This is a genomic window from Flavobacterium sp. YJ01, assembly GCF_029320955.1.
GTDB lineage: Bacteria > Bacteroidota > Bacteroidia > Flavobacteriales > Flavobacteriaceae > Flavobacterium.
In genome coordinates, this window is sequence record NZ_CP119757.1 from 2277018 (window position 1) to 2290662 (window position 13645).

General features: G+C 33.1%; 5 protein-coding genes. 2 read left to right on the forward strand and 3 right to left on the reverse strand.

Annotated features, from left to right (window positions below):
* Positions 1-9 precede the first annotated feature (9 nt).
* Positions 10-3234, reverse strand: a complete 3225-nt coding sequence (locus P0R33_RS10010) for a TonB-dependent receptor (protein ID WP_276175303.1) — start codon at positions 3232-3234, stop codon at positions 10-12.
* Positions 3235-3578: 344 nt separating this feature from the next.
* Between P0R33_RS10010 and P0R33_RS10015 the strand changes: the two genes are divergently transcribed.
* Complete coding sequence (locus tag P0R33_RS10015) at positions 3579-6458, forward strand: triple tyrosine motif-containing protein (RefSeq protein ID WP_276175304.1); 2880 nt, start codon at positions 3579-3581, stop codon at positions 6456-6458.
* Positions 6459-6495: 37 nt separating this feature from the next.
* On the opposite strand, the gene murF is transcribed toward P0R33_RS10015, so the two are convergent.
* Positions 6496-7782, reverse strand: coding sequence for a UDP-N-acetylmuramoyl-tripeptide--D-alanyl-D-alanine ligase (gene murF / locus P0R33_RS10020; protein ID WP_276175305.1), 1287 nt, complete (start codon positions 7780-7782; stop codon positions 6496-6498).
* A gap of 117 nt (positions 7783-7899) precedes the next feature.
* Complete coding sequence (gene gldJ / locus P0R33_RS10025; RefSeq protein WP_276175652.1) at positions 7900-9585, reverse strand: gliding motility lipoprotein GldJ; 1686 nt, start codon at positions 9583-9585, stop codon at positions 7900-7902.
* A 213-nt stretch (positions 9586-9798) separates the two neighbouring features.
* Between gldJ and porU the strand changes: the two genes are divergently transcribed.
* A complete protein-coding gene (porU, locus tag P0R33_RS10030) occupies positions 9799-13635 on the forward strand; it encodes a type IX secretion system sortase PorU (RefSeq protein ID WP_276175306.1) in 3837 nt (1278 codons plus the stop codon).
* Positions 13636-13645 lie beyond the last annotated feature (10 nt).

Here is a 13645-nt window from a genome sequence, read left to right on the forward strand (position 1 = left end):
GTCTTTATATTAAAAATCTGCACTTAAACCAAACATCACCGTTCTAGCTTGCGGATACAAACCTAAATCAATTCCTGAAGCCCATGGAGTATTTGTGTTATCTCCTGACCAACGAACTTCTGGATCCATACCATCATATTTGGTAAATGTGTATAAGTTATTTACAGCAACATAAAATTTAAGATTAGAAATAAATTTGAAGTCTTTCAATACTTCGCTGAAGTTATAACCTACTGTTAAGTTGTTTATTCTTAAATAATCCGCATTCTGCATAAAAATATCCGATACAAGTTGCGTATTTCTGTTTGAAGACGCGCCAAGTCTAGGCATTTTATCAGATGTTCCTTCTCCATGCCAACGGTTAAACACATCAGAAGTATAGTTCTGAGCAGGGCTATCAGCAAAAGATCTGTATGACTGCATAACTTGCATTCCGAATTTTCCTGCCATAGTAGTGTTTAAGTAAACATTTTTATATTCAAAATTCAATTGAATACCTAATTCATAATCAGGATTTGGATTTCCAATATATCCTTTATCAGCTTCGTCGATAACACCATCATTATTCTGATCTACAAAACGAACATCTCCAGGACGTTGATCAGGGAAGTAAGGTTGTCCATTTGGACCAACATACTCATCAACTTCTTTTTGATTTTGCAAGATACCTGCAGTTCTAAATCCATAGAAATAACCTAATGGAAGACCTACCATACCTCTAGAAATTTCTCCAGTTCCTTGAGAAAGTACGTTAGAAGGTCCATGAAGTATTCCGTCAGCATTTGCAATTCTAGTAACTTTATTTTTATTGAAAGCTCCACTTACAGTTGCACCATATTTAAATCCTCCAATTTTATCGCTCCAGTTTACAGAGAACTCAAAACCTTTATTTTCAATATCTCCACCATTAATGTATGCAGGTGCAGCTCCATCAGTTCCTCTACCAGCTGCTAAAACCAACCAGTCTTTTGTAGTTTTGTTGTACCAATCTACAGTAATGTTTAATCTTGAATTTAATAAACTTGCATCAAGACCAAAATCTAACTGCTCAGATGTTTCCCAAGTCAAATCTGGATTAGTTACCCTAGCCGGATAAGCCGTTGTTCCAGAAACCGGTTTTGTGTCTCCAAAAAAGTATCCTGGAAAAACGTAAGCAATATTTGAAGAATAGTAGAAGTTAGGAATGTCTTGATTACCATTTTGCCCCCAGCTTCCTCTTAATTTTAATGAATTAAGCCATGAACTAGTACCGCTCATAAAATCTTCTTTAGTAACTACCCAACCCGCTGAAACAGAAGGGAAATAACCCCATCTTTTACCATCTGCGAAGTTAGAAGAACCGTCAGAACGTAATGTTGCAGAAAGAAGGTATTTTTCTTTGTAATCGTATTGTGCTCTAGCAAAATATGACATAATTCCACCACCACCAGCTGCAGTATCCATTCCGTTTGTACTAAGATCATTAAATGTTCTTGGTGTAGTATTGTTTAAGTATGCATATTTAGGATCTTCACCAAATGTTAAATTGTTTCTTGAACCGCTAACATTGTTATTTACTAAATATTGAACTAACTCAGTACCAACAACAGCAGAGATATTGTGGTTTCCAAATTGTTTTTTATATGAAGCCGTATTAGTCCAAGTTGAGTTTGCTCCAATATAAGAATACTGAGAAGCACCATTAATAAGTTTAGTATAAAGTACACCTAAACCGTATGTTGGACTCATCGATCTACCGTATCCGAACCAAGAATCAATTCCATAAACGGTTCTAAATTTCAAATCCTTGATCGGCTCAACTTCTAAAAACGCATTACCAATTATTCTATTATCTTTAGGATAATTGAAATTACTTCTGTAGTACATGATCGCTAAAGGATTTGTTTGTCCTGTTGAAATCCCATCTAAAGTTGGAGTAAATCCATTTTTATCAATGTTTCTATCAATAGAAGTCTGCCAGTAAGCAGGTTGCAATGGATTTGCTGTTAATGCATTGTGTAAATCATTTCCGTAGATATTACCATTAGAAACTCCTCTGTTTTCAGAATTGGTATAAGTAACATTCTCACCAACTGTAATAATAGCATGGCTTTCATTTTTTTTCAATACCATTTGAGTATTTAATCTTGTCGTCAGCCTCTTAAAGCTAGCATCAACTATATCACCTCCAATAATACCTGTTTGATCAAAATAAGAAACCCCAAATGAGTAAGTGATATCTTCGCTTCCTCCTGTAATGTTAAGAGCGTGGTTCATAATAGGAGCATCTTTTTTGCTCATTTCATTAACCCAGTTAGTTCCAGTCCATCCATTTTGTAAATTTTCCCAAACTTCATTACCCAATTGTGTACCAGCACCAGGAAATTGTGTATTTAACCATGAATTATTAGCTAAAACTGCTTTCCAATCTTGGCGAGGCATTCCATCGTTCACTCTTCCTTCATCAATAATGTACATGTATTCCTGAGCATTCAAAGGATCTAAGTTTTTATATGTATTTTGAATTCCATAGTAGCTGTCGTAGGTAATTCTTGCAGCTCTTCCTTTTTTTCCTTTAATAGTCGTAACCAATACAACTCCATTAGCAGCTCTCGATCCATAAATTGCAGCAGAAGCGGCATCCTTTAATACATCGATAGATTCAATGTCTGAAGGGCTTAAATAATCAATATTACCAACAGAAACTCCATCAACGATATACAAAGGATTTGAGTTTCCGTTTGTACCCAATCCACGAATAGTTACCTTAGTTCCAGCACCAGGCGATCCATTTGTTCTTGTAATGCTAATACCAGGAGCTATACCTTGAAGCGCTTCCATAGCAGATCCAGTATTTAATTCCTTAATCGTTTCTCCCTTAAGATTTGTAGAAGCTCCAGTAATAAGGCCCTTTTTCTGAGTACCATACCCTACTACAACAACTTCATTTAAATTTTGGGAGGTCGTACTTAGAACAACGCTCATTTTTGTTCTCCCGTTAACAGCTTCATTTAACGTATTAAAACCAACGAAACTTATAACCAAAGTACCGTTTGAAGGGGCGCTAATCTGAAATTTCCCATCAAAATCAGAAGCGGTAGCTTTATTGGTTCCTTTAACTAAAATTGTTGCCCCTGGGACGGGTAACCCACTTTCGTCGCTAACGATTCCAGTTACCGTTACATCCTGAGCAAATGTGGCAACTGAAAACAATAAGGACGAAACACAAAAAATAAGTAATTTTGTCAATTTCATTTTTCTAAAAATTTTGGTTAATTAATTAGTAATTTAATGCAATTATAATGTTAAATTTTAACTATATAGAATTAAAATTCTTTACAAAAACACTTCAACTTAAATTTTACTACCCTACAAAAACACAACATTTTTTTTTTAATTAACTAATTTACTGTATTTTAGCTTTGAGAAAATTTTGTTATAAAAATGTTAATTAAAAAAAACGTATATTACATTAGTTTAACAACAACTAAAACGTTGTAAATTAAAAATAATTTAAAAAAAAAGAATCAAACTGATTGAAAAATCAACAATTTAAACAGAGAATATAGCATTTTTACTAAAAATACATTTAAAATTTTATGAAATTCATAGTTAGAACTTTTACAATACTTTCCTTATTTTTCTTACAAATAAAAGGATTTAGTCAAGTAAAAAACATTGGAATTCCTGATATAAAAAATTACAAAAGATCAGAATATAAAGGTGGAACACAGAACTGGAGCATTGATCAAGACAAAAACGGAAACATTTATTTTGCGAACAACAGCGGTTTAATACAATTTGATGGTTCAAACTGGCATAAATACTCTTTACCTAATAAATCTGAGATAAGAAGCTTAAAAATTGATGCACTTGGAAGAATATTTGTAGGCGGAAATAATGAATTTGGATATTTTAAAACTAATGAAAAAGGAATTCTAAAATATCATTCTTTATACAGCCTTTTAAGCCCTATTGATAAAGAAAACATCAATCTTATCTGGAGAATTCACATTTTTAATGGCGAAATCATTTTCCAATCTTTCAGTAAAGTCTTTTTTCTAAAAAATGAAAAAGTCACCACTTTAACGGCTCCTCATAAATTTCAGTTTTCGTTTTTAGTAAACAACCGTCTCTATTTCCAAGACAAAACCTTAGGTTTACTCGAATATAGAAATAGAAAACTTACTGGAATAAAAGGCACGACTATCTTTAATGACAAAGAAATCTGGTCTCTATTTCCTTTGCCAAACAATCGATTATTGTATGCAACTTTAGAAAAAGGTCTTTTTGTTTCAGAAAATGGAGTTATAAAACCTTGGCAAACAGAAGCAAATGATTTTATTCGAAAAAACACATCTCTCGGAGGATCTATTATTAAAAACAAATTTATCATTCTTAATTCCGTATTAGATGGAGCAATAATCTGCGATTTAAACGGAAAAATAATTCAGCATTTAAATAGACAAAAAGGCATTCAAAACAATACAATTCTAGCTTCATTTATTGATAATAAGAATAATATTTGGCTTGGACTTGACAACGGTATCACTTTTATAAATGAAAATTCGCCTTTTTCGTATTTCGATTACAGCTATAATATAGGAACTGTTTATGCATCAACAACTCACAACGGAAACCTTTATGTAGCTACCAATCAAGGTTTATTCTATCATCCTTGGGGACAATCATTTAAAGACAGTCCTTTTATGAGAGTTGAAGGAACAATTTCTCAAGTCTGGAATATCCAAGTCTTAAACGATGTGCTTATTTGCGCCAGTAACAGCGGTGCATTGGTTATAAATAACAATAGAGTTTCAAAAATTTTAGACACAAAAGGATATTTTGGTTTCAAGAAAATTCCTGATCATGAAAACTATATTATTGGCGAAAGTTATAACGGATTTTCAGTATTTAAGAAATCTGCATCAGGATATGATTATCTTCATCAAGTAAAAGGTTTTGATGAAACGACCAATAATTTCTCTGTCGAAATAGACGAAAATTATTTATGGTTAAAGAAAAATCCGTTTCTATATCAAGTTAAATTATCTGAGGATTTATTGCGCTTTGATTTTATAAAAAAACACGTTAATATATCTGATAAGTACAAAGGAATTAACAGCTTACAAACTATTAATAATAAAGTATACATTCAAGCTCAAAATCACTTTTTTAGATATTCTGTAGAACAAGAAACTTTTTTTGAAGACAAAAAGATCACAAAATTATTTGAGGGAATTCCAACCATAAACACTTTAATAGAAGATCCTTCTGGTAGTTTATGGTATGCGTTTAATGAATCATTAGGCGTCTTAGCGAAAAATAAAAATGGAACTTTCACTAAAAAACAAGCTATTTTTTCAAATTTAACTGGGAATTTGGTAAATAATTATATTTCTGTAAACGCTATAGATCCTGAAAATATCTTTATAGGACTAACAGACCGTTTAACGCATTACAATTCTACCATTCCAAATACTTTTATGACGAAACCCAAAGCTTTTATCGAAAGTTTTTCGTTTCCTGGCGACACTATACTAACGGGAAATCTGCCTAAAAAAACAGATTCTTACACCATTCCGTACAAATACAATCGTGTCAAATTTACGTTTGCATCTCCTACTTATGAAAATCAAGAAAATGTGATGTATTCATACAAACTTGAGCCTTTTGAGGAAAACTGGCGCGGCTGGTCGCAAACCGCTATAAAAGAATACACCAACCTTAGAGAGGGTAATTACGTAATGAAATTAAAAGCCAGAAATAGTTACGGCATAGAATCCGACATTACAGAAGTAGAATTTACAGTATCTCCGCCTTGGTACAGACATTTTCTTGCTTATTTATTTTACTTAATCCTTGTTTTATTGGGAGCTTATTTAATATCTGTTAGAATTAAACTTAAAATTAGAAAAAACAGATATTACGAAACAATCGAACAAAGAAGATTATACCTGGAAAGAGAATCTAAAATTAGACACGAGCAACATGATTTGGAGAAAGAAATTGAAAAGCTGAAAAATGACAAACTTCAAATAAAAATCTTAGCAAAAGATAAAGAACTGGTAAACAACTCTTTACAAGTGGTAAAAAAGAATAAGATTTTAAATGGAATCATACACAAACTTAAAGATATTGATACCAACATATTAGACGATAGTACAAAATCAGAATTCAGTAAATTACACAAGAGCATTGTAAAAGAAGTGAATACTGATAAAAGCTGGAAAGATCTTGAGAAACACATTAAAAATGTCCATTTTGAGTTCTTAAAACGCTTAAAAGGACAATACCCAACAATTTCACCACGAGAGCTAGATTTATCGACCTATTTATTAATGAATATGTCAACCAAAGAAATAGCCGAAATCATGAACATTTCAACCGGCGGTGTAGAACTTGCCCGCTATCGACTTAGAAAAAAATTAGGATTAAACAAAAAAGAAAATCTAATTGGTTTCTTAATGACTATTTAAAAGAAAAAAGCCATCAGCCGCGGCTGATGGCTTTTTTTTATGAAATATATTCTAAAGAACGTTCTAAAGCCATTCCCCGCGAACCTTTTATTAATATTGTATTTGAATTAAATTCATACTTTTTAAGATATTCTGCAAACAAATCAAATGTTTCAAAAAACTGAATATTTTCATTTGAAATCTTATTTGCATAAAAAGATTTTCCAATCAAAAAGCATAATGCTTGTTTTTGATTTGCTAAAGAATCGACAATAACTTTATGCTCATACAGACTTTCATCTCCCAATTCGAACATATCTCCCAAGATCATAATTTTATTCTTTTTATCTAATTGAAGAAAATTAGTAATCGCCACAGACATACTGCTTGGATTTGCATTATAAGCATCTAAAATAATCTCATTTGAGCCTTTTTGCATCATTTGAGATCTATTATTCGCTGGAATATAATTTTCAATAGCGCTCTTTATATCGCTTTCTGGAACTTCAAAATATTTACCAATCGCGACAGCTGCATTTATATTATTTGAATTGTAAAGACCAATTAAATGAGATTCTATTTGAAAGTCATTGTAATTAATAATCACAAACGGATTTGCTTCAATCTTCTGGATATTTAAATCTGCATTTTGGTTTTTAACTCCAAAAGTAAAGGATTTGATACCTTTGGATTTCTCAACTTGAATTGCGTCTTCAAGATTTACAAAAACAGTTTTCTGATTTGCGGCTAGATATTGATACATTTCACTTTTTCCAGCAATAACACCTTCAACTCCACCAAACCCTTCTAAATGTGCCTTTCCGAAGTTTGTGATATAACCAAAATCTGGTTGCGCAATCTGACAAAGAAATTCAATTTCTTTTTGATGATTAGCTCCCATTTCAACAATTCCGATTTCTGTTTCTTTGGTAAAAGAAAGCAGTGTTAGCGGCACACCAATATGATTGTTTAAATTTCCAATTGTTGCTTTTGTTTTAAACTTTTTAGACAACACAACATTGATTAATTCTTTGGTAGTTGTCTTTCCGTTACTTCCAGTCAAAGCAACGATTGGCAATCCCAAATAGTCACGATGAAATTTTGCTAGCTCCTGAAGCGTTTCTAAACTATTTTTTACCAAAATAGTTCTTTCATCTATAAAATAAGATTCGTTATCTATAACAACAAATAAAGCGCCTAAATCTAAAGCTTCTTTGGCAAATGTATTCGCATCAAAATTTTCTCCTTTAATGGCAAAAAACATTGAATTCTTCTCAATCTTTCTAGTATCAATAGAAAGAGAACTGCATTGTAAAAACAGGTTATGAATGTCTTGAATATTCATTTATAATTTTTTTAATAGATGATAAAAGTAGAAAAAAAACAATAAAAAAATTCCAAATTCCAGACTGAATATTCAGCTTTTGGAATTTGGAATTTTTTATATTAAAATTTCTAAATATTAGTTTCTAGGTGATTTTCTTTTTTCAGCTTTAGAACCTACTCTAGACATTGCACATCTAAATCCAATGTAATCAGTTGCCATATCTTGAGGGAAATATCTTCTTTGAGCCGGATCTAACCAATAAGCTCTATCTCTCCAAGAACCTCCTTTGTAAACTCTTACTTTATCATCGATTAAAGTAGTACGTTTACTAGAGTTATCATACTTTCTGATCATTTTACCTAAACTGTCTGTTGTAACATTATGTTTAGGAGAGTTGTACATTGCTTGATCTGCTTTTGCTCCAGACTCTGAATCTCCAAAATCAAAATATCTAGAAGATTGTTTATCACCATCTCTGTAGTTGATATTATTACTTTGGCTAAAGTTTGTTCTCAAATACGTTTCTTGATCATCAACTGGCACTTGAGCAATTTCTCCTGGAAGATTTCTTGCAATAACTTTACCGTTACTTAGAGTGTCATATTTAATTGTAGAAGTTGTAACAATTTCTACTTTTCCGTCTTTACCAATTTTGTTTTTAGCATATTGATTTCCTCTGTAGTAGTTAAAATCGTTTGCTTCATTATCAATAATAGGTCTGTAAACATCGGCAACCCATTCTGCAACGTTACCTGCCATATCGTACAATCCGAAATCGTTTGGTGCGTAGCTTTTTACAGAGTTTGTGATATCTGCTCCATCATCTGACCAACCTGCAATTCCACCGTAATCACCGTTTCCTTGTTTAAAATTAGCCAATTGATCTCCTCTATTTTTACGTTTTGAAGAACGAGTGTAATCTCCAGACCAAGGATATTTCTTTTGTCCTTTGTAAATGTTGTATTCTCTTTGTCCAACATCTGCAGCAGCTGCATATTCCCATTCTGCTTCAGTAGGAAGTCTGTATTCTGGCAAGATGATTCCTGAAGAACGTTGTGCGTACACATTTTTTTCTTCTGGCACTACACCATCTTTTCCTGCTTTAGGTCTTCTTCCTGTCGGGTTTTTCTTTAACACGATTTCTTCGCTACCACCACGTGATGTGCTTGGAGACATTAAGTAACCTTCAGTGTTAAACGCATTATCTGCACCAACTTCATTTGTTTTAGCTCCTTTTTTAAGGTAACCATTTTTTTCTAAAACAGCTTCGTTAACACGGTCTGTTCTCCATTTACTAAATTCAACTGCTTGAATCCAGTTAACACCAACTACTGGGTAATTAGCATAAGATGGGTGTCTTAAATAGTTATTAGTCATCGTTTCGTTATATCCTAAACGATTTCTCCAAACAAGTGTATCTGGCGATGCACCTTCATAAATATTCTTGTAATTTTCTTCTGTCGGTGGAAAAACTTTCTTTAACCACTCTAGGTATTCTAAGTACATACCATTTGTAACTTCGGTTTCATCCATATAGAATGATTGAACGTGTTGTTGGGTTGGCGTGTTATTCCAATCGTGCATAACATCATCCTGTACTTTACCCATTGTAAACGTACCTCCTTCAACAAAAACCAAACCAGGACCAGCCTGTTGTTTTTTACCTGCATTTCTAGCAGCAGTTCCATTCTGACTATCTACATCCCAGCCAGTTGCTCTCGAAGCGTGAGTGGAACTCGATTTTTTGCTACAACTAGCCGTGCCCAACATCAATACCATTGACATCATTAATTGCAAGGCTACAATTTTGTTTACTTTCATACTCATTCTTAGGTGATAAATTTAGGTGCTGCAATATAATAATTAACATTTAATTAGCAACATCCGTTCTAATAATTTTATTTCACTGTTTTTTTACCAGAAAATAACCTATAGTTACGAACGCAAAAATATACTTTTTATTATTACTATAACATGAAATACTATATTTTTACTTACTAAAATATTTTTAAATTAAACCCGTATTTTTGAGGCATGAAACGAGCGTTACAAATATATCTTTTTTTGCTTCCAATTATCTGTCTCTCTCAGATAAATGGGAACTTTACAGTAGATTGGCAAGGCAAAAAAGAGATGAACTACGGAGAACAGAAACTCATAATTCCGTATTTTTCCGGTAATAGTTTTCGCTTTGACACAGCTAAGAAAAGCATAACATTAATGCTTAATTTGAATCAATCTATCTTTTCTGGCTCAAATTCAATACAAATCTCAAACGTCATTTATGAGCAAATTTCCACCTCTGATCTAGGCGATTTAACTCAAAATAGCATTCCAGAAAAGCCAAATGAATCGCTAAAAGTGGTTTCTTCACGCGGAAATCAACAAGCTTTTTTAATTCTTTCGCCTATTATTAAAGATGGAAATGGCTTTAAAAGAATAAAATCTTTTTCTTATTCTTCAACTGCTGGAACTTCAAAAACAAACAATTCGTCACTTTCTCAAAAAAGCGCTGTAATTTCAAATTCTGTGCTAGCTTCTGGTGATTGGTATCGTTTTTATGTTGAAAAATCCGGCGTTTATAAAATCTCTCGATCTTTTTTGCAAAGTCTTGGTTTTGATGCTTCTAAAGTTGATCCGAGAAGAATAAAAATTTACGGAAATGGCGGTCGAATGCTTCCTTTGGCAAACAATATTTATTATCCAGAAGATTTAATTGAAAATGCGATTCAGATTTCTGGAGAAAGCGATGGCGTTTTTAATAATGAAGATTTCATTCTTTTTTACGCCGAAGGAGTTGATAATTGGAATACCGAAAGCCAAACCAACATTAACCTCTACAGCACAAAATCTTATTATTACATTACAAGCGGAGGAAATGAAGGAAAACGAATTTCAAATCTAATTCAGCCAACTGGAATCGCAACATTAGAACTTAACACGTTTGATGACTATCAATCGCACGAAACCGACTTAACAAACATTGCACATTTAGGAAGACAATGGCTGGGAGAATCATTTGACATTAACCAAGAACAGGAATTTTCTTTTAGCTTTCCAAATTTAGATACTTCTGTTCCAGTTAAAATTGAAGTAAATGCCGCTTCTGCAGCTTACACCCCTACTTCATTTACGATTTCTTCAAACGGACAAAACATCGGAAATATTCCTTTTAATGCTTTAATCACCAATTCTGACACTAAATATTACAACGGAAAATTACCTGCCAACACCACTTTTTCCGGAACGGACAATATAAAAGTAAAGCTTAATTATAATAACAACGGTGTTCCGGGATCAAAAGGTTATCTAGATTACATTAATTTAATTGCAAAACGAAGACTATTAGGCACAGGGAAACAATTCAAATTTCAATACGATTTGGCCGGCTCGACAATTGGCATTGTAAATTACACTATTGGAAACGCTGCGGCTATTTCGCAAATTTGGGATATTACAGACCTATATAATGTATCAAAAATTGATAATGCAGGTCAATCTTCTTTTAGCTTTAAAGCGACACTTGGCGAAATCAGAAAATACACCACGGTTGACGCAGCAGATTTTTACACTCCATTAAAGGAAAGTCAATCGAAAATTGCGAATCAGAATCTTAAAGGCACGCTACTTAAAAACAATCAAAACAGCTTTCAAGATGTTGATTATGTAATTATAACGCCAAAGTCTCTAAGTTCACAAGCAGAAAAATTAGCGACTTTTCACCGCACCAATTCTAATTTAATTGTAAAAGTAATTGCTCTCGAGAACATCTATCAGGAATTTTCTTCTGGAAAACAAGATATTAGTGCTATCAGAAACTGCATCAAATACATTTATGATAATGCATCTTCTCCAGATAAAAGGATAAAATATGTTAATCTTTTCGGAGACGCTTCTTACGATTACAAAGACCGCATTACCAACAACACTAACATCGTTCCTATTTATCATTCCTTAAACAGTAATACCGTTGGCGAATCTTCTTTTGCGTCTGATGATTTTTTTGGTTTAATGGATGCCGACGAAGGAAATATAATTTCTTTTTTTGGAGGAATTGATATTGCCGTAGGACGAATGCTGGTTTCAGATAATGCGCAAGCAAGTGAAATGGTAAATAAAGTATTGGAATATTACGATCTTAAATCGTACGGAAACTGGCGAAATAATTTCGTTTTAATAAGCGATGATTCCGACCAAAGTTCAGACGCAAGTTTACAAGCTCGCCAAAATGCTTTAGCTGACGTTATCGCAACAGAAAAGCCATTTTTTAATATTGATAAAATATTTTTAGATGCTTACACGCAAGAAGCTTCCGCTGGAGGTTCGCGTTACCCTAAAGCCAGAACAGATATTTTTAATGCTTTTGAAAAAGGCGCTTTAGTCTTTAATTATTTAGGTCATGGAGGCGAAGACGGTTTGGCAAGCGAAAGGATTTGGGAAAAATCAGATGGACAGAATTTAAATAATCAATATAAATATCCTTTATTTATAACTATTACCTGTGAGTTTTCGCGTTTTGACGATCCAACACGACCAACCGCTGGCGAATATACTTTTTGGAATCCAAAAGGAGGCGCTATTTCTATGCTTACAACAATCCGATCAATTGGACAGTTTAACGCCGAGAACTTCAATGACAGTTTAAGCAAAAACTTACTATCTTACGGTTCAAATCAATATAATACAATTGCAGAAACGCTTAGAATCTCAAAAAATGAGAATCCGAGTTCTTCAAGCAATGTTATTTTTTATCTTGGAGATCCTGCTTTAATGCTTGCAATTCCGAAACCGAGAATTAATTTAACAAAAGTAAATGACATCGCTGTTTCGCAACCAATTCCAGATTTTAAATCTCTTTCAAAAATCAAACTTTCAGGAGAAATAACAGACGAAAATAATACTCTTTTAAGTAATTATAACGGAGAATTGGCTACGGCCATTTTCGACAAAATGATCACCACTTCTACACTAAACAATGATGGCAATAGTCCCGCAATGCAGTTTAAAACTTTAGGAGAAACTATTTTCAGAGGTAATGCCTCTGTAACCAACGGACAATTTGAGTTTAGTTTTGTTGTCCCAAGAGACATCAGAATTCCTGTTGACAATGGCAGAATCAGTTTTTATTCTAAGAAAAACGAATCATTAGAAAACCAAACTGGTTATAATAATGTTATTAAAATTGGAGGAATTAACGAAAATGCACCTCAGGACAATATTAGCCCAAAAGTTAAGTTATATATGAACGATGAAACTTTTGTATCTGGAGGCATCACAAATGACTCTCCTTTCCTTTTAGCTTTTCTAGAAGACGAAAACGGAATAAATACAGCAAGCGGAATCGGGCATGATATTGTAGCAATTTTAGACGGAGATGTGAGCAATCCTTATATTTTGAATGATTATTACCAAACAAAATTAGATGACTACACCAACGGAAATTTACGTTTTCCGTTTAGAAATCTAACTCCAGGATTGCATACTATAAGTTTTACTGCGTGGGATGTCTACAACAATCCTGTTACGAGTGAAATTCAGTTTACGGTTGTAGGAGATGATTCGCTAACACTGTCGCACGTTCTTAACTATCCAAATCCTTTTTCGACCTATACGCAATTTTGGTTTTCTCACAATAGACCTTACGAACCTTTAGATGTGCAGGTTCAGGTAATGACTATTACAGGAAAAGTAGTTTGGACAAAAAATCAGACCATTACTACAGAAGGATTTTTATCGCGCGACATAACATGGGACGGAAAAGATGATTTTGGAGATAGAATTGGAAAAGGAGTATATATTTACAAACTCACTGTAAAATCAAATTTAACAAATAAAAAAGCAGAAAAATACGAAAAGCTTGTCATCCTATAATATTATATAT